The 22,272-nt window shown below is 72.4% G+C and carries 21 protein-coding genes; 12 read left to right on the forward strand and 9 right to left on the reverse strand.

The window, feature by feature from the left end; genetic code table 11:
* Positions 1 to 146: 146 nt before the first annotated feature.
* The gene (locus tag ACFY3N_RS12285; RefSeq protein WP_390816566.1) at positions 147 to 656 is read right to left on the reverse strand and encodes a hypothetical protein; all 510 of its coding nucleotides are present in this window, start codon (positions 654 to 656) and stop codon (positions 147 to 149) included.
* 7 nt (positions 657 to 663) lie between these two features.
* Here ACFY3N_RS12285 and ACFY3N_RS12290 point away from each other — a divergent pair, with 7 nt between their 5' ends.
* The 6 genes from ACFY3N_RS12290 to ACFY3N_RS12315 all read left to right on the forward strand — a co-directional run bounded on the left by ACFY3N_RS12290 (position 664) and on the right by ACFY3N_RS12315 (position 5,844).
* On the forward strand, positions 664 to 1,209 hold the full coding sequence (locus ACFY3N_RS12290; RefSeq protein WP_390816567.1) for a TraR/DksA family transcriptional regulator: 546 nt from the start codon (positions 664 to 666) through the stop codon (positions 1,207 to 1,209).
* Between the two features lie 66 nt (positions 1,210 to 1,275).
* The gene (lspA, locus tag ACFY3N_RS12295) at positions 1,276 to 1,872 is read left to right on the forward strand and encodes a signal peptidase II (RefSeq protein WP_390816568.1); all 597 of its coding nucleotides are present in this window, start codon (positions 1,276 to 1,278) and stop codon (positions 1,870 to 1,872) included.
* Between the two features lie 43 nt (positions 1,873 to 1,915).
* Positions 1,916 to 2,860, forward strand: a complete 945-nt coding sequence (locus tag ACFY3N_RS12300) for an RluA family pseudouridine synthase (RefSeq protein WP_390816569.1) — start codon at positions 1,916 to 1,918, stop codon at positions 2,858 to 2,860.
* Positions 2,857 to 3,324 carry a GNAT family N-acetyltransferase gene (locus ACFY3N_RS12305; protein ID WP_390816570.1) on the forward strand — a complete coding sequence of 156 codons (468 nt, stop codon included), beginning with the start codon at positions 2,857 to 2,859 and terminating at the stop codon, positions 3,322 to 3,324. The genes ACFY3N_RS12300 and ACFY3N_RS12305 overlap by 4 nt, the downstream gene beginning before the upstream one ends.
* Positions 3,325 to 3,410: 86 nt before the next feature.
* Complete coding sequence (locus ACFY3N_RS12310; RefSeq protein WP_390816571.1) at positions 3,411 to 4,997, forward strand: Na+/H+ antiporter; 1,587 nt, start codon at positions 3,411 to 3,413, stop codon at positions 4,995 to 4,997.
* A 106-nt stretch (positions 4,998 to 5,103) separates the two neighbouring features.
* Positions 5,104 to 5,844, forward strand: a complete 741-nt coding sequence (locus ACFY3N_RS12315) for an SDR family NAD(P)-dependent oxidoreductase (RefSeq protein ID WP_390816572.1) — start codon at positions 5,104 to 5,106, stop codon at positions 5,842 to 5,844.
* A gap of 7 nt (positions 5,845 to 5,851) precedes the next feature.
* Here the strand turns inward: ACFY3N_RS12315 and ACFY3N_RS12320 are convergent, their stop codons facing one another.
* Positions 5,852 to 6,967, reverse strand: coding sequence for a mechanosensitive ion channel family protein (locus ACFY3N_RS12320; protein ID WP_390816573.1), 1,116 nt, complete (start codon positions 6,965 to 6,967; stop codon positions 5,852 to 5,854).
* Positions 6,968 to 7,074: 107 nt separating this feature from the next.
* Here ACFY3N_RS12320 and ACFY3N_RS12325 point away from each other — a divergent pair, with 107 nt between their 5' ends.
* A complete protein-coding gene (locus ACFY3N_RS12325) occupies positions 7,075 to 7,650 on the forward strand; it encodes a dienelactone hydrolase family protein (protein ID WP_390816574.1) in 576 nt (191 codons plus the stop codon).
* Positions 7,651 to 7,662: 12 nt separating this feature from the next.
* Here the strand turns inward: ACFY3N_RS12325 and ACFY3N_RS12330 are convergent, their stop codons facing one another.
* The 4 genes from ACFY3N_RS12330 to ACFY3N_RS12345 form a co-directional block, all read right to left on the reverse strand.
* The gene (locus ACFY3N_RS12330) at positions 7,663 to 9,348 is read right to left on the reverse strand and encodes an alkaline phosphatase D family protein (protein ID WP_390816575.1); all 1,686 of its coding nucleotides are present in this window, start codon (positions 9,346 to 9,348) and stop codon (positions 7,663 to 7,665) included.
* Positions 9,349 to 9,438: 90 nt separating this feature from the next.
* A complete protein-coding gene (locus ACFY3N_RS12335; RefSeq protein ID WP_390816576.1) occupies positions 9,439 to 10,251 on the reverse strand; it encodes a DsbA family protein in 813 nt (270 codons plus the stop codon).
* Between the two features lie 93 nt (positions 10,252 to 10,344).
* Positions 10,345 to 11,046, reverse strand: coding sequence for a hypothetical protein (locus ACFY3N_RS12340; RefSeq protein WP_390816577.1), 702 nt, complete (start codon positions 11,044 to 11,046; stop codon positions 10,345 to 10,347).
* Positions 11,047 to 11,114: 68 nt separating this feature from the next.
* The gene (locus tag ACFY3N_RS12345) at positions 11,115 to 12,464 is read right to left on the reverse strand and encodes a DUF2252 domain-containing protein (protein ID WP_390816578.1); all 1,350 of its coding nucleotides are present in this window, start codon (positions 12,462 to 12,464) and stop codon (positions 11,115 to 11,117) included.
* 205 nt (positions 12,465 to 12,669) lie between these two features.
* Here ACFY3N_RS12345 and dnaE point away from each other — a divergent pair, with 205 nt between their 5' ends.
* On the forward strand, positions 12,670 to 16,209 hold the full coding sequence (gene dnaE / locus ACFY3N_RS12350; protein WP_390816579.1) for a DNA polymerase III subunit alpha: 3,540 nt from the start codon (positions 12,670 to 12,672) through the stop codon (positions 16,207 to 16,209).
* Positions 16,210 to 16,315: 106 nt separating this feature from the next.
* Here dnaE and ACFY3N_RS12355 read toward each other — a convergent pair whose 3' ends face one another.
* On the reverse strand, positions 16,316 to 16,483 hold the full coding sequence (locus ACFY3N_RS12355) for a hypothetical protein (protein WP_390816580.1): 168 nt from the start codon (positions 16,481 to 16,483) through the stop codon (positions 16,316 to 16,318).
* Between the two features lie 220 nt (positions 16,484 to 16,703).
* Between ACFY3N_RS12355 and ACFY3N_RS12360 the strand changes: the two genes are divergently transcribed.
* The 4 genes from ACFY3N_RS12360 (at position 16,704) to ACFY3N_RS12375 (ending at position 20,722) form a co-directional block, all read left to right on the forward strand.
* The gene (locus tag ACFY3N_RS12360; RefSeq protein WP_390816581.1) at positions 16,704 to 17,912 is read left to right on the forward strand and encodes an NYN domain-containing protein; all 1,209 of its coding nucleotides are present in this window, start codon (positions 16,704 to 16,706) and stop codon (positions 17,910 to 17,912) included.
* 230 nt (positions 17,913 to 18,142) lie between these two features.
* Positions 18,143 to 19,117 (forward strand): ABC transporter ATP-binding protein, encoded by a 975-nt coding sequence (locus ACFY3N_RS12365; protein WP_390816862.1) that lies wholly within the window; start codon positions 18,143 to 18,145, stop codon positions 19,115 to 19,117.
* Positions 19,118 to 19,197: 80 nt separating this feature from the next.
* Positions 19,198 to 20,019, forward strand: coding sequence for an ABC transporter permease (locus ACFY3N_RS12370; RefSeq protein WP_390816582.1), 822 nt, complete (start codon positions 19,198 to 19,200; stop codon positions 20,017 to 20,019).
* 34 nt (positions 20,020 to 20,053) lie between these two features.
* Positions 20,054 to 20,722 carry an AAA family ATPase gene (locus ACFY3N_RS12375; protein ID WP_390816583.1) on the forward strand — a complete coding sequence of 223 codons (669 nt, stop codon included), beginning with the start codon at positions 20,054 to 20,056 and terminating at the stop codon, positions 20,720 to 20,722.
* Between the two features lie 274 nt (positions 20,723 to 20,996).
* Here ACFY3N_RS12375 and ybaK read toward each other — a convergent pair whose 3' ends face one another.
* Together ybaK and ACFY3N_RS12385 are read right to left on the reverse strand one after the other, a co-directional pair.
* On the reverse strand, positions 20,997 to 21,497 hold the full coding sequence (gene ybaK, locus ACFY3N_RS12380; RefSeq protein ID WP_390816584.1) for a Cys-tRNA(Pro) deacylase: 501 nt from the start codon (positions 21,495 to 21,497) through the stop codon (positions 20,997 to 20,999).
* Between the two features lie 29 nt (positions 21,498 to 21,526).
* Positions 21,527 to 22,267 (reverse strand): LON peptidase substrate-binding domain-containing protein, encoded by a 741-nt coding sequence (locus ACFY3N_RS12385; RefSeq protein WP_390816585.1) that lies wholly within the window; start codon positions 22,265 to 22,267, stop codon positions 21,527 to 21,529.
* Positions 22,268 to 22,272: the final 5 nt, after the last annotated feature.

Consider the following 22,272-nt stretch of genomic DNA (forward strand, 5'->3'; position numbering starts at 1 on the left):
TGTGCCCCGTTGCCGCGGGACTCGAGTCGATTTATCGTCCCAGCACGATACGCGCGCAAGATCACAATATGTGAAGGGGCCGCGGCCATGGTGGCGAAGAAGACCGCCGTACAGCAGTCGGCGCCGTCCGGCATGCCCGGGCCCGCTCATGACGGCGGGGCCGGGGGAACGGACGGAGCCGCGGCGACGCGGACGACGGCGGCGAAGCCGCACACCGGGAAGCGGGCGGCGGGCAGGACGCCCGCCGGGAAGGCGGCGAAGAAGGCGGCGGACGCCGAGGAGCAGCCGCCGGCGCGCGCGGCGCACGGCGACGGGACGGCGGCGACGGAGCCGCCTCCCGGGACACCCGCGAAGAAGGCGTCGGCCAAGAGGGCCGCGGCCGGGAAGGCGCCCGCGAGGAAGGCTCCCGCCGGGGAGACGTCCGCGGCGAGGAAGGCCCCCGCGAGGAAGACTCCCGCCGGGGAGACGTCCGCGGCGAGGAAGGCCCCCGCGCGGAAGGCTCCCGCCGGGAAGGCGGCCGGCGGGACGGCCGGGCCTGACGGGGGCGGGGCGGGGAAGAAGGTGGCGGTGGAGGGGGGCGCCCCGCGGTCGGTTTCCGCGGGGTCCCGGGAGGCCGGCCTCCCGGGCGGCGGTGCCGCCGGGACCGGTGGGTCCACTCAGGATGTGGCCGGGCACAGCACGGCCGATGACGCGGGCGCGGTGGATGCCGCGGCGCAGACGGGAGTGACGACGGTGGGTGCGAAGAAGACTCCTGGCACGGCCACGGCGGCGAAGAGCGCCGTACCCAAGGCCCGGGTCGGCGCGGCGGAGCCGGGCGACCTCGCGGTGCGTCAGGGCGAGGAGCCCTGGACTCCGGAGGAGGCCGAGGAGGCGCGGGCCGAGCTGACGTCCGAGGTGCTGCGGCTGCGCGAGGAGATCACCTCCTCCGAGCAGTCGCTGGCCGGTCTGATGCGGGACTCCGGCGACGGCGCGGGCGACGACGACGCCGACACCGGCACCAAGAACATCACGCGCGAGCACGAGCTCGCGCTCGCCGCGAACGCGCGCGAGATGCTCACCCAGTTCGAACGCGCCCTCCAGCGCCTCGACGCCGGCACCTACGGCCTCTGCGAGAACTGCGGCAACCCCATCGGAAAGGCCCGCATGCAGGCCTTTCCCCGGGCCACCCTGTGCGTCGAGTGCAAGCAGAAGCAGGAACGACGGTACTGATCGGCGGGCGTGCGGGGCGTGCCGTACCCTCGTCCTTCAGTCAGGTACCTAGGTTGAGGGACTCACGTGGCAGAGGCGGAGCGCATCATCGGTACGCCGGACACCCCGGACGCGGACCGGGAGGAGCGGGAAGGGGCCGGCGCCGAGGGGACGGCGGCGGAGGCCGGAGCGCCCCGCGGCAAGCGGCGGATCGCCGTGCTGTTCGCCGTCGCCGTGTTCGCCTACGCCCTCGATCTGATCAGCAAGATGATCGTGGTCGCCAAGCTGGAGCACCACGAGCCCATCGAGATCATCGGGGACTGGCTGCGGTTCGAGGCGATCCGCAACGCGGGCGCGGCCTTCGGCTTCGGCGAGGCCTTCACCGTGATCTTCACGGTGATCGCCGCGGCCGTGATCGTGGTGATCATCCGCCTCGCCCGCAAGCTCTACAGCCTGCCGTGGGCGATCGCGCTGGGCCTGCTGCTCGGCGGCGCCCTCGGCAACCTCACCGACCGGATCTTCCGCTCGCCGGGCGTCTTCGAGGGCGCGGTGGTCGACTTCATCGCGCCCAAGCACTTCGCCGTGTTCAACCTGGCGGACTCGGCGATCGTGTGCGGCGGCATCCTGATCGTGCTGCTGTCGTTCCGCGGCCTCGACCCGGACGGCACCGTCCACAAGGACTGAACGCGCGTACGGGGTCGCCGGCCCCGTCCGGCATACTCGACGGGTGAGCACGATTCCCGAGATCCGTACCCTGCCCGTGCCCGACGGCCTGGAGGGCGAGCGCGTCGACGCCGCCATCTCCCGCATGTTCGGCTTCTCCCGCACCAAGGCGGCCGAGCTCGCCGCCGCGGGGAAGGTCACGGTCGACGGATCGGTGGTCGGCAAGTCCGAGCGGGTCAGCGGCGGCGCCTGGCTCGAGGTGGAGATGCCGCAGGCGCCCGCGCCGGTGCGGGTGGTCGCCGAGCCGGTCGAGGGCATGGAGATCGTGCACGACGACGACGACGTGGTCGTGATCGTCAAGCCCGTCGGCGTCGCCGCCCACCCCTCGCCGGGCTGGACCGGCCCGACGGTGATCGGCGGTCTCGCCGCCGCCGGGTACCGCATCTCGACCTCCGGCGCCGCCGAGCGCCAGGGCATCGTGCACCGCCTCGACGTCGGCACCTCCGGCCTGATGGTCGTCGCCAAGTCGGAGTACGCGTACACGTCGCTGAAGCGCCAGTTCAAGGAGCGCACGGTCGACAAGCGCTACCACACGCTCGTCCAGGGCCACCCCGACCCGACCAGCGGCACCATCGACGCCCCCATCGGCCGCCACCCGCAGCACGACTACAAGTGGGCGGTCACCGCCGACGGCAAGCCGTCCGTCACGCACTACGACCTCATCGAGGCCTTCCGCGCCGCCTCCCTCCTCGACGTCAAGCTGGAGACCGGCCGCACCCACCAGATCCGCGTCCACATGGCCGCCCACCGGCACCCCTGCGTCGGCGACCTGACCTACGGCGCCGACCCCACGCTCGCCAAGCGGCTCCGGCTGACCCGCCAGTGGCTGCACGCCGTGCGGCTCGGCTTCGAGCACCCGGGCGACGGGCAGTGGGCGGAGTTCTCCTGCGACTACCCCGAGGACCTGCAGCGGGCGCTGGACCAGGTCCGTGAGGAGACCTACGCATGAGCGCCGCCCACGTGGTCCGCGTGGCGGAGGGGGCCGCCGACCGCGAGGCGTGCTTCGCGGTCCGCAAGGAGGTCTTCGTCGCCGAGCAGGGCGTCCCCGAGGACATCGAGTACGACGCCTACGACGCCGGCGCCGTCCATGTGCTGGCGGTGGGGGAGGACGGCATACCGCTCGGCACCGGACGGCTGCTGCACGGCGAGGCCGCCGCGGCGAAGAACGGCGGCGACCCGGCGGTCGGGTCGCTCGGCCGGCTCGCGGTGACGCGCCGGGCACGGGGCCTCGGGGTCGGCGCGGCGCTGGTGCGGGCCATCGAGGAGGCGGCCCGCGCGCGGGGCCTCACCGCCGTCGACCTGCACGCACAGACGCACGCCCTCGGTTTCTACGAGCGGCTGGGCTACGAGGCCTACGGACCCGAGTTCCCGGACGCGGGGATCCCGCACCGGTCCATGCGGCGCGTCCTGTAGCGGAGGCCGCGAACGGCCGGTGAGGGCGTCGGCGTGGCAGGGTGGAGATCCGCCCGCCGATCGTCGATCCGTCCGGAGCCGTGACCGTGGACCAGTTGACCCTGCTGTTCGCCCTGCTGCTCGGGGCCGTGGTGAGCGTCCCGGTCGGGGAGCGGCTGGGGCTGCCGGCGCCGGTGCTGATGACGGTCCTCGGGGCGGTACTGGCCCTGCTGGAGTTCGTGCCGAACGTCGACGTCCCGCCCGACCTGATCCTCCCGCTGCTGCTGCCGCCCCTGCTCTACGCCGCCGTGCGACGGACCTCCTGGCGGCAGTTCGCGGCGAACGTCAGACCGATCCTGCTGCTCGCGGTGGCGCTGGTCCTCGTCACCATGCTGTGCGTGGCCGTCGTCGCCCACGCGATCGTGCCGGGGCTGCCGCTCGCCGCCGCCCTGGCCCTCGGCGCGCTGGTCGCGCCGCCCGACCCGGTCGCGGCGACCGCCGTCGCCGGGAAGCTGGGGCTGCCGCGCCGGCTGGTGTCGATCCTGGAGGGCGAGGGGCTCTTCAACGACGTCACGGCGATCGTCCTCTACAACGTGGCGATCGCCGCCGCCGTGAGCGGCAGCTTCTCGGCCTGGAGGGCCGGGCTCGACCTGGTGCTGTCGGCCGTGGTGGCGGTGGCGGTCGGGCTCGCGCTGGGCTGGGGCGCCAACAGGCTGATGGACCTGCTCGGGGACGCGACCCTGCAGATCGGGCTGAGCCTGCTCGTGCCGTACGCCTCCTACGTCCTGGCCGAGGAGCTGCACGGCTCGGGCGTGCTCGCCGTGCTCACCACCGCGCTGTTCCTCGTCGAGTACGCCACCGACGCCGACGACGTCATGACCCGGCTCGCCGGGCGCGCCTTCTGGGACATCGTCGACACCCTCGTCACCGGGGTCGCGTTCGGGCTGGTCGGCCTGGAACTGCACAACGCGGTGCGGACCGCGGCCGGTCACTGGGGCGAACTGCTCACCTGGGCGGCGGTGATCGTGGGCGTGGTCGTCCTGGTGCGGCTGCTGTGGCTGCTGCCGGCGACCTGGCTGACGCAACGGCTGCACGCCGCGCGGGACACCGCCGAGGAGATCCCGGTGAGCTGGCGCGAGACGGTGGTGATGTGGTGGTCCGGAATGCGCGGGGTGGCCTCGGTCGCGCTGGCGCTGGCGATTCCGCTGGAGACCGACGCAGGGAACGAGTTTCCCGGCCGGGGCGAGATCGTCTTCATCGCGTTCGGCGTGATCATGGCGACCCTGCTGGTGCAGGGGCTGAGCCTGCCCTGGCTGGTGGTGCGGCTGGGAGTGCGTGCCGACACCGGGCGGGAGAAGCAGTTCGAGCACGACCTGGCGGTCCGGGCGGCCAGGGCGGCGAAGCGGAGGCTGCGCGAGATCGAGGAGGCCGAGGACCTGCCGGAGGAACTCTCCGAGCAGATGCTGCGCAGCGCCTTCGACATCGGGGTGCGGATCAGCCCCGACCTCGTGGACGACGAGCGGCGGGAGGCGCACCGGCAGCGGGCGCGGCGGCTGAAGCGGGTGCGGTCGATCCAGCGGGAGATGCTGAGCGCGGCCCGGCACGAGGTGGTCGCGGCGCGGAGTGAGCCGGGGGCGGATCCCGCGGTGGTGGACCGGGTGCTGCGGCATCTGGACGTGCGCAGCCTGCGGTGAGGGGCGTTCCCCCACCCGCGCGCCGCCCGTCCCGGTCGGTGGAGAAGAGGGCGTTTCCCGTGGAAGTCAGACGCCTTTGGGGGCTTTTCGTTCGTAGAGTCCTCGTATGACTCGGAATGTTGTGATCAGTGGGGGCGGTACCGGGATCGGGCTCGCCGCCGCGCGGGTGTTCGCCGCCGACGGGGACCGGGTGCTGCTGCTCGGGCGGCGCGGGGACGTACTGGAGCGGGCGAAGGTGCCGGGCGCCCTGACGTACGCCGCCGATCTGGCCGATCCCCGAGCCGTGCGGGGTGTCGCCGGCTTCGTGGGGCGGGAGTTCGGCGCGGTGGACGTGCTGATCCACAGCGCCGGAGGCAACGGGCTCCTCGAACCCCCGGCCGACGGCGACGACCCGCTCGACGCCGTCGCCCGCTCCTGGACGGTCAACTTCCGGCTCAACCTGCTGACCGCCGCACTGCTCACCGAGGCCCTGCGGGCCCGGCTCGCCGAACCCGGCGGGCGCGTGCTGTTCCTCGGCTCCATCGCCGCCTACCGGGGCCACGGGCAGGTGGCGTACGCGGCGGCCAAGGCCGGGCTGCACCCGTACGCCCACGACCTCGCCCGGAGACTGGGCCCGCACGGTATCACCGTGAACGTGGTCGCCCCCGGCTACATCGAGGACACCGCCTTCTTCGGCGACGGCATCGACGGGGAACTGCGCGCCCGGCTGGTCGGGGAGACCCTGGACGGGCGCGCCGGAACGCCCGGGGACGTCGCCGCGACCCTGCACTGGCTGGCCTCCCCGGGCGCCGCGCACATCACCTCCCAGATCATCCAGGTCAACGGCGGCGCCGAACGGGGCCACTGAGAACGGGTCAGCGCTCCCTCGGATGCTGGTGCGCGCGGCGGGCCGCCGGTATCCCGCCGGGGGAGCGGTGGCCGCCGGGGCGGGGCGGCGGCACCGCGTCGGCCGTGTTGACCCGGGGCAGCGCGTAGGGGTGCTCGGCGGTCAGCCAGCGGATCATCTGCTCGCGGACCTCGACCCGTACCGTCCATATGTCGTCCGCGTCCTTGGCCGTCACCAGGGCCCGCACCTCCATCGTGCTGGGTGTGCTGTCCGTCACGTTCAGGTTGTAGGCGCGGCCGTCCCAGGCCGGGCACTCCCGCAGGATGTCGCGGAGCTTGTCGCGCATCGCCTCCAGCGGGGCCGAATGGTCGAGGTGCCAGAAGACGATGCCGGTCATCTGCGGCGTGTCGCGCGACCAGTTCTCGAACGGCTTGGACGTGAAGTACGACACCGGCATGGTGATCCGCCGCTCGTCCCAGGTGCGCACGGTGAGGAAGGTCAGCGTGATCTCCTCGACGGTGCCCCACTCGCCGTCCACGACCACCGTGTCCCCGATGCGCACCATGTCGCCGAAGGCGATCTGCAGCCCGGCGAACATGTTGCTCAGGGTGGACTGGGCGGCCACACCGGCGACGATGCCGAGGATGCCGGCCGAGGCCAGCAGCGAGGCCCCGGCCGCCTGCATCGCGGGGAAGGTCAGCAGCATCGCGGCCACCGCCACCACACCGACGATCGCGGAGACCACCCGCCGGATCAGCGTCACCTGGGTGCGCACCCGGCGGACCCGCGCCGGGTCGCGCTCGCGGTGGTTGCTGGCGTACCGCGTGTACGTGGTCTCGACGACCGCGGCCGCGATGCGGATCGCCAACCAGGCGGCCGAGCCGATCAGCACCAGGGTCAGGGTCCGGCCGGCGGCGGCCTCGTGGTCCGGCAGCAGGTCCGCCTCGTGGTACGACCCTCTCAGCAGGGCCGCGCACAGCAGGAGCTGATAGGGGATCCGGCCGCGGCGCAGCAGCCCCCACAGCGGAGTCTCGTGGTGGCGTTCGTCGGCCTTGCGCAGCAGCAGGTCGGTGGTCCAGCCGAGCAGCAGTGTGAGCACGACCGAGCCGCCGACCACGATCAATGGGCGGAGCACGTCATCCATGCCCCCGAACCTAACCGGCCCGCGCGGGCATGAACATGTGACTTCCGCGCGATCACGGGTAGTGCCGCGATCCGGCCCCGTCACACCGGGCTGGCACCATGGACCGTATGAACATCATGCTCTTTCACTCGACCTACGGTCTGCGCCCCGCGGTGCACCGGGCCGCGGACCGGCTGCGCGCGGCCGGACACGAGGTGTGGACGCCCGACCTCTTCGAGGGCCGCACGTTCGACACGGTCGAGGAGGGCATGGCGTACAAGGACGAGGCCGGCAAGGAGGAGTTGCTGAAGCGGGCCGTGCTGGCCGCCGCGCCCTACTCCGAGCGCGGGCTGGTGTACGCCGGGTTCTCCTTCGGCGCCTCCGTGGCGCAGACGCTGGCGCTGGGCGACGGCAAGGCGCGCGGACTGCTGCTCCTGCACGGCACGTCGGACATCGCGGCCAACGCCTCGGTGGACGAACTGCCGGTGCAGCTGCACGTCGCCGAGCCCGACCCGTTCGAGACCGACGACTGGCTCACCGCCTGGTACCTGCAGATGGGCCGGGCCGGGGCCGACGTCGAGGTGTACCGGTACGCGGGGGCCGGCCACCTCTACACCGACCCCGGCCTGCCGGACTACGACGAGGAGGCCGCCGAGGCCACCTGGCGGGTGGCGCTCGGCTTCCTCGGCTCCCTGGAGGACTGAGCCGGGCGCGGATCAGACCGGGTCGTGGACGCGCTCGACCCGCTGTGTGCCGCTGCGGGTGCGGTAGGAGCGGACCCACGCGGAGGTGGCGTCCGCCGCCGTGCGGTCGGACAGCACGTAGTAGTCCATCTGCGCCCGTTCGGCGGTGACGTCCAGCACACCGTAGCCGTGCCGGTCGGTGTCGACCCAGTGGACGTGCCGGTTGGCGGCCCGGATCAGCGGTGCCGCGAGCGCGGAGACGGTGCCCTCGGCGGCCTTCACGATGTCGTCGAGGTTGTCGGAGGTGACCGAGGTGACCACGAACTCCGTGGCGGCCGACGCCGACAGCGGATAGGTGCCGGCGTTCACCGGCACGTCGTTGGCCCACGCCATGTGGATGTCGCCGGTGAGGAAGACCGTGTTGCGGACGGCGTTCGCGCGCAGGTGGGCGAGGAGTTCGCGGCGGTCGTCGGTGTAGCCGTCCCACTGGTCGGTGTTGAGGGCGAGCCCCTCCCGCGGCAGGCCCAGCAGCTTCGCGAGCGGCCCGAGGAGGCTCGCCGGGAGGGAGCCGAGGGCGAACGGCGAGATCATCACCGAGGTGCCGACCAGCCGCCAGGTGGTGTCGGAGGCCGTCAGCCCCGCCTTCAGCCAGTCCAGTTGGGCGCGCCCGGTGAGCGTGCGGTCCGGGTCGTCGACCTCGCCGTCGCCCGGGGAGACCTGCTGGGAGCGGAAGGAGCGCAGGTCCAGGAGCGAGAGGTCGGCCAGCTTGCCGAAGCGGAGCCGGCGGTAGGTGGTGCCGGCGAGCGCGGGCCGTACCGGCATCCACTCGAAGTAGGCCTGCTTGGCGGCGGCCTGGCGGGCCGCCCAGGCGCCCTCCGCGCCCTCGGTGTGGTTCTCGGCACCGCCCGACCAGGCGTCGTTGGCGATCTCGTGGTCGTCCCAGATGGCGACGACCGGTGCCTTGGCGTGCAGGGCCTGCAGATCGGGGTCGGTCTTGTACGTCGCGTGCCGGAGCCGGTAGTCGGCGAGGGTGACGGTCTCGTGGGCGGGCGTGTGCGGCCGGACGACCTCGCCGCGGGCGCCGTACTCGCCGGTGCCGTACTCGTAGATGTAGTCGCCCAGGTGCAGCCAGGCGTCCAGATCGCCGCGGGCCGCGAGGTGGCGGTACGTCGAGAAGCGGCCGGCCTCCCAGTTGGCGCAGGAGACCACGCCGAAGCGCAGCCCGGTCACGGCGGCGTCGGCGGCAGGGGCGGTGCGGGTGCGGGCGACGGGGGAGTCGGTGCCGCCGGCGGAGAAGCGGAACCAGTAGTCGGTGGCCGGCCGCAGGCCGCGGACGTCCGCCTTGACGGTGTGGTCGGAGGCGGCGGTGGCGAGCGTCGAGCCCTCCGCGACGACGTCGGTGAACGCCTCGTCCCGGGCCACGGTCCAGCTCACCCCGGTGTCCGGGCCGAGCCCGGAGCCGGGTATCGCCTCGGGCACCGGCGTCACCCGGGTCCACAGCAGGATGCCGTCCGGCAGCGGGTCGCCGGAGGCCACGCCGTGCAGGAAGGCGGGCGCCTGCGCGGTCGCGGCACGCGCGGGCGGGACGGCGGCGAGCGGTCCGGCCAGCACCGCGGTGGCGGCGGCCGCCCTGACGACCGTACGACGGCGCGGCGCGGGGAAGCCGGCGTCCGCGGTGGCGGGGACGGCGCTCTCGGATGATCTGTGTCGACTGGTCACAGCCGATCAGGTTACTGACAGGTACACGTGAGAGCGGGCGAACCCGCCAAAGTTCGCCCGCTCTTCAGCGCGCCGTCGGCCGGCCGGGGTTCAGGCCTTGAGGGCCGCGTCGACCGCCGTGTTGAACTCGTCCACCGTCATGGGCGCGTTCTGCCCGTCGGAGCCGGTGAGCTTCTTGCCGTCCATCATCAGCGTCGGCGTGCCCTGGGCCTCGCTGTTGTCGAACACGTCGGACATCTCCAGCGCCCACTTGTCGTAGGTGCCGTCCTTCACGTCCGCCTGGAACTCCTTGTTGTTCTTCAGGGCGTCCACCGTGTTGGCGACCTTGATCAGGTACGCGTCGTCCTTGAACTTGTCGTCCGTCTCCTCGGGGTGGTACTTGGCCGAGTAGAGGGCGCCCTTGTAGGCGAGGAACGCCTCGGGGCCGACGTTCAGCGCGGCGCCCAGGGCGCTCAGGGCGTTCTTGGAGCCCTCGCCGGTCAGGTTGCGGTCGAGGAACGAGGCGCCTATGAAGCGGATCTTGTACTTGCCGTCCTCGACGTCCTTCTCGATGGTCTTGCCGACCGTCTGCTCGAAGGAGGCGCAGACCGGGCAGCGCGGGTCCTCGTACAGTTCGAGGGTCTTCTTCGCGTCGGACTCGCCGATGACGACGGTCGTGCCGTTCTTGCCGCTGGTGTTGGCCGGCTTGACGAGCTTGGCGTCCTTCGCGGCCTCCCAGTGGTCGGGCTGGCCGGCCTGGACGACCGCGTAGCCGATGCCGCCGGCCGCGGCCAGCACGCCGACCACCGACAGGGCGACGACGACCTGCCGCTTGGCCTTCGCCTTCTTCGCCTCGCGCTCGCGCTCCTGGCGCAGCCGCTCCCGGGCCGCCGACTTCGCCGCCTGGCTGTTCCGCTTGCTCATGGTGATGTCTCCACGGGGGACGCACACGGTCGTGTGCGGAATACGAATGGGGGACCGCTGGTGCTCGGAGGTCTCGCCGGGACGGGGGCCGTCTCAGGCGAGAGCGGCGGAGCACGGCGGTCCGCGCCGTCCCAGGGAGTGCGCGAGGAGCGGGGTCCGGGCCGTGGCGGCGCGGTGGACCGGGCGGGCCGGACGGCTGACCTCCGGGGCCCGTCGCACGGTCACCGCGGCGACCGCGAGCAGCAGCGGCCGGAACGTCGTGACCGCCACCGCGCTCAGCAGCTGGGCGAGCGCCCGCTCGCCCCGGCGCAGCCAGGCGGCGGCGAACAGACCCACCCCGATGTGCGCGCCGAGCAGCGCCCAGGCGATCGCCGGGTCGGCCTGGGCGAGCAGGACCGCCAGCCGGTCGCCGCCCTCGGCGGCGTGTCCGGTGGCCCGGGCGAGCGGTGCGCCCACACTGGTGCCGTCGCCGCACAGCACATCGAAGCCGACGGAGCGCAGCGGGCCCGCCACGGGGCCGCCCATCCGGCCGTAGCAGAGGTGCTGGCCGGTGGTGAAGACGGTGTCGGCGGCCAGCTCCAGCGGGATCAGCAGGGCGGCGATCCGCCCGAAGGAGCGCTCCCGCCCCGCCAGGGCGTACGCCGGCAGGAACACGGCGGCGGCGATCGCGGCCACCGTGTTCAGCGGCAGCGGAACCCCGCTCAGCAGCACGTGCGACGCGGTGCTGAGCGTCACGACGACGGCCGTGAACAGCGCCGCGCGGACGGCTCTGAGCTGGGTTCCGGATATGTCCATGGCGGTGAAGAGTGTGTCACGTGCTCCGGTAAGGGATCCCTAAAGGGTTCCTGTGGGCGGGCGGATCGTCAGAGTCCCGGGATCCTGCCGTTGCGGAACAGGTCCAGGAAGATCTGGTGGTCGCCGCGCGCGCGGGCGCCGTAGTCGTGCGCGAAATCGACCAGGAGGGGGGCCAGGGAGTCCTCGTCGGCGGCGATCGCGGCGTCGATGGCGCGCTCGGTGGAGAACGGCACCAGGGACTCGCCGGAGGTGTCGTCCGCCGCCGCGTGCATCGTCGCCGTGGCCCGGCCGAGGTCGGCGACGACCAGGGCGATCTCCTCCGGGTCGTCGATGTCGCCCCAGTCCAGGTCCACGGCGTACGGCGAGACCTCGGCGACCAGCTGGCCCGAGCCGTCCAGCTCGGTCCAGCCCAGCCACGGGTCGGCGTGCGCCTGGAGGGCGCGCTGGGAGATCACCGTGCGGTGCCCCTCGTGCCGGAAGTAGTCCCGGATCGCCGGGTCCGTGACGTGGCGGGAGACGGCCGGGGTCTGGGCCTGCTTGATGTAGATCACCACGTCGTTCTCCAGGGCGTCGCTGTGGCCCTCCAGGAGGATGTTGTACGACGGCAGCCCGGCCGAGCCGATGCCGATGCCGCGGCGGCCCACGACGTCCTTCACGCGGTAGGAGTCCGGGCGGGCCAGGGAGGCGTCCGGCAGCGTCTCCAGGTAGCCGTCGAAGGCGGCGAGCACCTTGTAGCGGGTGGCGGCGTCCAGCTCGACCGCGCCGCCGCCGGCGGCGAAGCGGCGCTCGAAGTCGCGGATGTCGGTCATCGAGTCCAGCAGCCCGAACCGGGTCAGCGAGCGGGCGTCGCGCAGCGCGTCCAGCAGCGGCCCCTGGGCGGTGTCCAGGGTGAACGGCGGCACCTCGTCGCTCTTCGCGCCGGTGGCCAGCGCGTGGATGCGCTCCCGGTAGGCGGCCGCGTAGATCGTGACCAGCTCGGTGATCTGCCCGTCGCTGAGCGCCTTGGCGTAGCCGATCAGCGCCACCGAGGCCGCGAAGCGCTTGAGGTCCCAGGTGAAGGGGCCCACGTAGGCCTCGTCGAAGTCGTTGACGTTGAAGACCAGGCGGCCGTTGGAGTCCATGTACGTGCCGAAGTTCTCCGCGTGGAGATCGCCGTGGATCCACACGCGCGAGGTGCGCTCGTCCAGGTAGGGACCGCTGTACGTGCTCCCGCCGTCCCGCCCGGCGTTCTCCGCGTCCAGGTCGTGGTAGAAGAGGCACGCCGTCCCGCGGTAGAAGGCGAACGCCGAGGCCGCCATCTTCCGGAACTTCACCCGGAACGCGGCCGGGTCGGCGGCCAGGAGCTCGCCGAACGCGGTGTCGAGGACGGCGAGGATCTCCTCGCCGCGGTGCTCGTCGTTGAGCTGCGGGACCGACATCGCTTGGTGCCTCCAGGTGCGGGATGTCTCGGGACGGCTGGTCCGTCCCCTGCCTAACGCGCGGCGGGTCACGGGAGTGCCCGCGCCACCGACCGAAGGTACGCCGGGATGCGCTGCCGGTGTCGGTGCCGGGGCATAGACTTCAACGCTGTCCCCCGGACCGTCCGCCCGCCCGTCGCCGTGAGTTCTCCCTGGAGGCCGCACCGTGTCAAAGCCGCCGTTCACGCACCTGCACGTCCACACCCAGTACTCGCTGCTGGACGGTGCCGCGCGGCTGAAGGACATGTTCAACGCCTGCAACGAGATGGGCATGACGCACATCGCCATGTCCGACCACGGCAACCTGCACGGGGCGTACGACTTCTTCCACTCCGCCCAGAAGGCCGGAGTCACCCCGATCATCGGGATCGAGGCGTACGTCGCGCCCGAGTCCCGGCGCAACAAGCGCAAGATCCAGTGGGGCCAGCCGCACCAGAAGCGGGACGACGTCTCCGGTTCCGGCGGTTACACCCACAAGACGATGTGGGCCGTGAACAGCACGGGCCTGCACAACCTCTTCCGGCTCTCCTCCGACGCGTACGCCGAGGGCTGGCTGCAGAAGTGGCCCCGGATGGACAAGGAGACCATCGCGAAGTGGTCGGAGGGCATCGTCGCCTCCACCGGCTGCCCCTCCGGCGAGGTGCAGACCCGGCTGCGCCTCGGCCACTTCGACGAGGCGCTCAAGGCCGCCGCCGACTACCAGGACATCTTCGGCAAGGAGCGCTACTTCCTGGAGCTGATGGACCACGGCATCGAGATCGAGCACCGGGTCCGCGACGGCCTGCTGGAGATCGGCCGGAAGCTCGGCATCCCGCCCCTGGTCACCAACGACTCGCACTACACGTACGCGCACGAGGCGGGCGCCCACGACGCGCTGCTGTGCATCCAGACCGGCAAGAACCTCTCCGACCCGGACCGCTTCAAGTTCGACGGCACCGGCTACTACCTGAAGTCCACGGACGAGATGTACGCCATCGACTCCTCGGACGCCTGGCAGGAGGGGTGCGCCAACACCCGGCTGATCGCCGAGATGGTCGACACCACGGGCATGTTCACCAAGCGCGACCTGATGCCCAAGTTCGACATCCCGGAGGGCTACACGGAGGTCAGCTGGTTCCGCGAGGAGACCATGCGCGGCATGCACCGCCGCTTCCCGGACGGCATCCCGGACGACCGCATGAAGCAGGTCGAGTACGAGATGGACACCATCATCTCGATGGGCTTCCCGGGCTACTTCCTCGTGGTCGCCGACTTCATCATGTGGGCGAAGAAGCAGGGCATCGCGGTCGGCCCCGGCCGAGGCTCCGCGGCCGGTTCGATCGTCGCCTACGCCCTCGGCATCACCGACCTCGACCCGATCCCGCACGGCCTGATCTTCGAGCGGTTCCTCAACCCCGAGCGCATCTCCATGCCCGACGTCGACATCGACTTCGACGAGCGCCGGCGCGTCGAGGTGATCCGGTACGTGACGGAGAAGTACGGCGCCGACAAGGTCGCCATGATCGGCACGTACGGCACCATCAAGGCGAAGAACGCCATCAAGGACTCCGCGCGCGTGCTGGGCTACCCGTACGCCATGGGCGACCGGCTCACCAAGGCGATGCCGGCCGACGTCCTGGGCAAGGGCATCCCGCTCTCCGGCATCACCGACCCGAACCACCCCCGGTACTCCGAGGCCGGCGAGATCCGCGGGATGTACGAGAACGAGCCGGACGTGAAGAAGGTCATCGACACCGCGCGCGGTGTGGAGGGCCTGGTCCGGCAGATGGGCGTGCACGCGGCCGGCGTGATCATGTCCAGCGAGACCATCACCGACCACGTGCCCGTCTGGGTCCGGCACACCGACGGCGTGACCATCACGCAGTGGGACTACCCGAGCTGTGAGTCGCTCGGCCTGCTGAAGATGGACTTCCTCGGCCTGCGCAACCTGACCATCATGGACGACGCCGTCAAGATGGTGAAGGCCAACAAGGGCATCGACATCGACCTGCTGTCGCTGCCCCTGGACGACCCCACGACCTTCGAGCTGCTCCAGCGCGGCGACACCCTCGGCGTGTTCCAGTTCGACGGCGGCCCGATGCGCTCCCTGCTCCGGCTGATGAAGCCGGACAACTTCGAGGACATCTCCGCCGTGTCGGCCCTGTACCGGCCGGGCCCGATGGGCATGAACTCGCACACCAACTACGCCCTGCGCAAGAACGGCCAGCAGGACATCACGCCCATCCACCCCGAGCTGGAGGCGCCGCTCAAGGAGGTCCTGGACGTCACCTACGGCCTGATCGTCTACCAGGAGCAGGTGCAGAAGGCCGCCCAGATCATCGCCGGCTACTCGCTCGGCGAGGCCGACATCCTCCGCCGCGTGATGGGCAAGAAGAAGCCGGAGGAGCTGGCGAAGAACTTCACCATCTTCCAGGCCGGCGCCCGCGGGAACGGCTACAGCGACGAGGCCATCCAGGCCCTCTGGGACGTGCTGGTGCCCTTCGCCGGCTACGCCTTCAACAAGGCGCACTCCGCCGCGTACGGACTGGTGTCGTACTGGACCGCCTACCTCAAGGCGAACCACCCCGCCGAGTACATGGCGGCGCTGCTGACCTCCGTCAAGGACGACAAGGACAAGTCGGCGATCTACCTCAACGAGTGCCGCCGCATGGGCATCAGGGTGCTCCCGCCGAACGTCAACGAGTCGGTGCACAACTTCGCCGCCCAGGGCGACGACGTGATCCTCTTCGGCCTGGAGGCAGTGCGGAACGTCGGTACGAACGTGGTCGAGTCGATCATCAAGAGCCGCAAGGCCAAGGGGAAGTACGCCTCCTTCCCCGACTACCTCGACAAGGTCGACGCGGTCGCGTGCAACAAGCGCACCACGGAGTCGCTGATCAAGGCCGGCGCCTTCGACACCCTGGGGCACACCCGCAAGGGCCTCACCGCGCAGTACGAGCCGATGATCGACAACGTGGTCGCGGTCAAGCGCAAGGAGGCCGAGGGGCAGTTCGACCTCTTCGGCGGCATGGGCGAGGAGGAGACCAGCGAGCCCGGCTTCGGCCTCGACGTCACCTTCACCGACGAGGAGTGGGACAAGACGTACCTGCTCGCCCAGGAGCGCGAGATGCTCGGGCTCTACGTCTCCGACCACCCGCTGTTCGGCCTGGAGCACGTGCTGTCCGACAAGGCCGACGCGGGCATCTCCCAGCTCACCGGCGGTGACTTCGGCGACGGCGCGGTGGTCACCATCGGCGGCATCATCTCGGGCCTGCAGCGCAAGATGACCAAACAGGGCAACGCCTGGGCGATCGCCACCGTGGAGGACCTCGCGGGCTCCATCGAGTGCATGTTCTTCCCGGCGACGTACCAGCTCGTCTCGACGCAACTCGTCGAGGACGCCGTGGTGTTCGTCAAGGGCCGGCTCGACAAGCGGGAGGACGTGCCGCGGCTGGTCGCGATGGAGCTGATGGTCCCCGACCTGTCCAACGCCGGCGCCAACGCGCCCGTGGTGCTCACCATCCCGGCCACCCGCGTGACCCCGCCGATGGTCAGCCGGCTCGGCGAGATCCTCACCCACCACAAGGGCGACAGCGAGGTACGGATCAAGCTCCAGGGGCCGACGAAGACGACGGTGCTGCGCCTGGACCGGCACCGGGTGAAGCCGGACCCGGCCCTGTTCGGCGATCTGAAGGTCCTCCTCGGACCGTCCTGCCTGGCCGGCTAGGCCGGCCCGCCCGACGTGCGTGAGGGGCGCACCCCGCGGTGGGTGCGCCCCTCTTCGGTGCGTGGAGCTTCGTGCGCCCGGGCCACAACGGCCCGTCACGCGGATGTCAGTTGTGGCCGAAGCGCTTCTGCCGGCCGTTGCCCCGGCCGACCTCGCCGGGCACGACCTGTGTGGTGCGCTGCTCGTCCGGCGTCTCCATCGCGGACGGCTGGGCCGCCCGCTGGGCGCGTTCGGCCTGCGGCTGCTTACGGTCACGGTTCTTGTTCTTGGCCATGGTGGTGCCTCCTGTGGGGGACTAGGGGCCAGGGCCGGAACCAGATTCACACGGCCCGATGACGGACGCATGTCGGACAATTACCGTGTGTGACCGGGCTGATCGGGGAGGAAGTGGGGAAACGCCACGCCGAAGATCGAGTTCGGGCCGTTAACCCCGGCGTGGTCGGGCAGACTCGAAGCAAGCCCGAAGCAAACCTCCCGGAAAGAGGGTGGACCGCGTGGACCGCTGCATCGTCCTGGTGGACGCCGGGTATCTGCTGGGGGCCGCCGCCAGTCTCCTCGCCGGGGAACCGTCGCGGTCCCGCATCACCGTCGACCACGCGGCCCTCATCCAGGGGTTGCGCGAGCGCGCCGAGTCCGACACGCGGCAGCCGCTGCTGCGCATCTACTGGTTCGACGGCGCCCCCGACCGCGTCCCGCAGCCCGAGCACCGCAGGCTGCGCGTGATGCCCCGGGTCACCGTCCGGCTCGGCGCGCTGACCCGCAGCGACGGCCGCTGGGCGCAGAAGGGCGTTGACGCCGCGATGCACGCCGAACTGACCGAACTGGCCCGCAACCGCGCCTGTTCCGACATCGTCCTGGTCACCGGGGACGGCGACCTGCTGCCCGGCATGATGGCCGCCAAGGAGCACGGCGTCGCCGTCCACCTGTGGGCCGTGCAGGCCGCCGACGGCGACTACAACCAGTCCGAGGACCTGGTCGCCGAGGCCGACGAGCGCCGGGTGCTGGACCGGGCGTGGATCACCCGGGCCGTACGGGCCAAGGAGCACACCGGGGTGTGCGCCCCGCCGCCCGTGCCGCGGCCCGAGATCGCCGCGATCCTCTCCGCCCCGCTGCCGGAGTCCGCGCTCGGCGCGACGGCCGACCGGACCGACCGGGAGCCGCAGCACCCGGCCGCCGCCGGGCACAACGGCACCGCCGAACGGACGTCCACGGCCAAGGGCGTGCCCACCCCCAAGGACCTGGCCGCACTGCGCGGCCCCGGCCCGCACCCGCCCCAGCAGCCCGCCTCCGCCACCCTGCGCTGGTCCTCCGACAAGGGCTGGGTCGACCGGCCGGCCGCCGAGCCGCCGGACGCGGCCTCCATGCCGACGCTCGCCCAGCTGACCACGGCGGAGCAGCGGTGGGCCGACCGCGAGGAGGACATCACCACCGTCGGCGGGGACCCCTTCGAGGTGGGGCAGGTCTTCGCCCGGCGCTGGGTGGAGCGGCTCGGCGACCAGGGTCACATCCAGAAGCTGTCCGCCATGTACCCCCGCATCCCGCACCGCGTCGACGGCGAGCTGCTCCGCTACGCGGCCCGCTTCGGTCTCCTCGCCCACAAGGACGACCAGATCGACGAACGCGACCGCTACGCCATTCGGGCGGGCTTCTGGCGCGAACTGGACCTCCGCACCGGCACGGAAAGGGCTCCCGCCGAGGAGTGAGCGGGCCGGTCCGCGGGCTCCGCCCCCGCGCCCTCGCCCGAGGGCTCCCGCCCTCCGGCCCGCACCCGTCCACCACCCGGCCCGGTGGACCGAGGGGCGGGCCGATGGGCGGTGGGGGCGGGTTCGCGGACACCGGGGCGACCCGAGGGCGGGTCGGGGTCGCCGACCCCGTAGGCTCGTTCCTTGTGAATACGCGCGCGGCACAGGGATTCCGGCACGGCGGTGATGTCGTGTGTGCGGTGCGCGGGCTGACCAAGACCTATCCGGCGGTGCGCGGCCGGCGCGGGGCCCCCGCGACGCCCGAGGTCCGGGCCACCGACGAGGTGGGGCTCGACATCCGGCGCGGTGAGATCTTCGGACTGCTCGGGCCGAACGGCGCCGGCAAGTCCACCCTCGTGCGCCAGCTGACCGGGCTGATGCGGCCCGACCGCGGCAGCGTCGAGATCCTCGGCCACGACATCGTGCGCCACCCCGAGCGCGCCGCGCGCATCCTCGCCTACCTCGGCCAGGAGTCCAGCGCCCTCGACGAGCTGACCGTGTCCCTCGCCGCCGAGACCACCGGACGGCTGCGCGGGCTCGACGCGCGGCGGGCACGGGCCGAGCGGGACGACGTCCTGGACGAACTGGGGCTCACCCCGATCGCCGGGCGCCCGCTGAAGAAGCTGTCCGGCGGCCAGCGCCGGCTGGCCTGCTTCGCCGCCGCGCTGGTGGGGGAGCGGCCGCTGCTCGTCCTGGACGAGCCCACCACCGGCATGGACCCGGTGGCCCGGCGCGCCGTGTGGTCCGCCGTCGACCGGCGCCGCGCCGAGCACGGCACCACCGTGCTGCTGGTCACCCACAACGTCATCGAGGCCGAGACCGTGCTCGACCGGGTCGCCGTGCTCGACCGGGGCCGGGTCATCGCCTGCGACAGCCCGGCCGGACTCAAGGAGCGGGTCGCCGGCGAGGTCCGGGTCGATCTGGTGTGGCGCGAGGCGGCACCCCTGCACGTGCCGGAGGTCGCCGCACTGCGGGACCGGGTCGTCGAGTCGGGCCGCCGCTGGACCCTGCGGCTCGCGCCCGAGGAGGCCCGTACGGTCGTCGCCACCGTCACCGGTGGGGCCGCCTTCGCCGCCCTGGACGACTTCACGCTGGCCACGCCCAGCCTGGAGGACGTCTACCTGGCGCTGGGCGGCGCCGTACGACAGGGACTGGTGAAGGCATGAGCACACGGGCCGCGACATCCGTACGGAACGGGACCGCAGCGGTTTCGGGCGAACCTCCGAACGAAGGGGAGCAGCACGACGTGAGTGTCGTACCCGCCGATGTCGTGCCGGGCGGCGTCCTGGCCATGGAGGGGGCCGCGCCGGAACCGGCCGGACTCGGCCCGCGGGCACGGCTGTGGCCGTCGCTGGCGGCCGTGTACCGGGCCCAGCTGTCCCGGGCCCGGGTCGCGCGGATACCGCTGCTGTTCGTGGCGACCTTCCAGTCGGTCGGGATCATGATCCTGATGCGCGGGGTCGTGGACGGCGGCGGCGAGGCGCGGGCCGTGGTCGCCGGCTCGGCGGTCCTGGTCGTCGCCTTCGTCGCGCTGAACCTGCTCGCCCAGTACTTCGGGCAGCTGCGGGCCAGCGGCGGGCTCGACCACTACGCGACGCTGCCGGTGCCGCCGGCGGCGGTGGTGCTGGGCGCGGCGGGCGCGTACGCCTCGTTCACCGTGCCGGGGACCATGGTGACCGCCGTCTTCGGGTGCGTGCTGTTCGGGCTGCCGCTGGCGAACCTGTGGGTGCTGGCCGCCGTGATCCCGCTCGCCGGGGCCGCGCTCGCCGGACTCGGTGCGGCGCTCGGCCTGCTCGCGCCCCGCGCGGAGGTGGCCACGCTGCTGGGCCAGCTCGGCATGTCGGCCGCGCTGCTGCTCGGTGTGCTGCCGGCCGAGCGGATGCCGGAGGTGGTGCGCCTCGCCCGGGACCTGCTGCCGTCGACGTACGGCGTCGAGGCCTTCGCGCGGACCTTCGCACCGCATCCCGACTGGGCGCGTGTGCTCGGTGACCTCGCCGTGTGCGGTGGCGTCGGCGTGATCTCGCTGGCCGTCGCGACCTGGGCGTACCGCAGGGCAGCCGTCCGGTGACGCGCCGCACAGCCGGGCCTGGCACGATGGCGGGGTGAGCGCACCTCTGACACCACCACCGCCTCCGCACGAGCAGGCGGCCGCAGCGTACCCGCACGGGAAGACCGGCGACGCCGCACACCCGCGGCACGCCTGGTGGGACGAACAGGACGGCCCCGGGATGAAGGCGGAGATACGCGAGGCCGCCGTGACCGCGGTGGCGGTTGCGCTCGGCGGGGTGCTGCTCGGGGTGCTGTGGTGGTGGCTGGCGCCGCGCGTGCCGCTGGTGGGCGACGTGGTCGGTGACAACTGGGTCGTCTACCTCAAGGACTCCGAGGGTGAGCAGGGCATCGGGGTGGACGGGACGTTCTCGCTGCTCGCGCTGGGGTTCGGTGCGGTGAGCGCGCTCGCCGTGTTCCTGGTGCGACGGCGTGGGGGCGTGCCGTTGGTGGTGGCGCTGGCGGTCGGTGGGCTGCTGGGGTCGGTGCTGGCCTGGCGGCTCGGGGTGTGGCTGGGGCCGGCGTCGGACGTGATCGCCCAGGCGAGGAGCGTGGGCGAGGGGGTCACGTTCGACGCGCCGTTGAAGCTGAGTGCGAAGGGGGCGCTGCTGGCGTGGCCGTTCGCGGCGCTGGTGCTGCACCTGGGGCTGACGGGGCTGTTCGGGCCCCGGGATCCGGAGCAGTTCCCGCCGGCGGAGCCGTACGTGTCGCAGCCGGGGGCGTAGCTTTCCGGTGTTGCCGGGCCCGGGGGTTCGCGTGGCCCGGCGCTCACGGGGCGCCGTCGCGCCCGCCTTCCCCCACTCTCGGCTCCTCCCCCACTCTCGGCTCCTCCCCCACTCTCGGCTCCTCCCCCACTCTCGGCTCCTCCCCCACTCTCGGCTTCGCTCGAGCGGGGGGACCCCCATGAGCGGGGCCCCATGAGCGGGGGGACCCCCATCGCCCTGGGGTACCTCCCGGGCCTCTGAGGCACTGGGGAGGCACGACTGGCCGGGTAGCGGGTCAGCCGCGGCCGATCGGGGCCAGGGTCGCCGATGTCAGGTCGGCCAGGTCGGCCGGGGAGAGTTCGACCTCCAGGCCGCGGCGGCCTGCCGAGACGCAGATCGTCTCGTGCGCGGTGGCCGACTCGTCCACCACCGTGGGCAGTTTCCTGCGCTGGCCCAGGGGCGAGATGCCGCCGCGGACGTACCCCGTGGTGCGCTCCGCCAGCACCGGGTCGGCCATCGCGGCCCGCTTGCCGCCGGCCGCCGCCGCGAGGGCCTTCAGGTCCAGTTGCCCCGCCACCGGCACCACCGCCACCGTCAGCACGCCGTCGACGTCCGCCACCAGCGTCTTGAAGACCCGGTCCGGCGAGACCCCCATCGCCTCGGCCGCCTCCTCGCCGTACGACGGGTGGGAGGGGTCGTGGTCGTAGGAGTGGACCGTGAACGGCACCCCGGCCGCGGTGAGCGCCACCGTCGCGGGCGTGCCCCCCGACTGCTGCTTCTTGGACTTCTTCGCCATTCCCGCCTGTGCTCCAGTGAATTCGTGGGTCAGTTGAGACTCGTCGGACCGCGGGTCAGCTCCGCGGCCGGCAACGACGGCAGATGACGGATGACGGCCGTCTCCGCGCGCAGCAGTTTCAGCTCGTCACGGAGCCGGGACGCGGTGTCCGGCGCCTGGAGCAGCCGCTGCTTCGTCGGCGTGTCCAGCATCATCGCGGCGGCGACCAGGTAGGAGACGACACCCGGCTCGTCCGGCAGGTCCGTGCCGGTCGTCAGTGACCGCTCCCGTGCCCCCGCCAGCCGCTTCTGGTACTGGCGGAAGGACCGCAGCACGCCCTCGGCCAGCGCCCCCGCCCCGTCGCCGGGGTCCTCGGCCAGTGGCTCCGACTCGGCCGTCAGATACGGCCCCGAGGCGTCGACGGACAGCAGCCGCACCCGGGTCGTACCGGTCGCCAGCACCTCGAAGGTGCTGTCGGCCCGTTCCCGGATCGTCGCCGCGTCGGCGACGCAGGCCACCTTGTGGAAGGCGCGCAGCGGATCGGCGCCGAAGCCCGCCGCCGGGCCGCGCGCGGGCACGGCCGTCGGATCGGGCATGCCGGGCGCGCTCGGCGCCACCTCGTACCCGTCGCGGATCGCCACGACGGCGAACCGGCGCGGCTCGTCCTCCGGGGTCTTCAGCAGCTCGCGCATCATGGCGCGATAGCGCTCCTCGAAGACGTTGAGCGGAAGCACGAGCCCCGGGAACAGCACCGTGTTCAAGGGGAAGAGCGGGAGCCGGACGGTCGTCACGAACC

Source organism: Streptomyces sp. NPDC000348, assembly GCF_042898795.1.
In the GTDB taxonomy this organism is placed as follows: domain Bacteria; phylum Actinomycetota; class Actinomycetes; order Streptomycetales; family Streptomycetaceae; genus Streptomyces.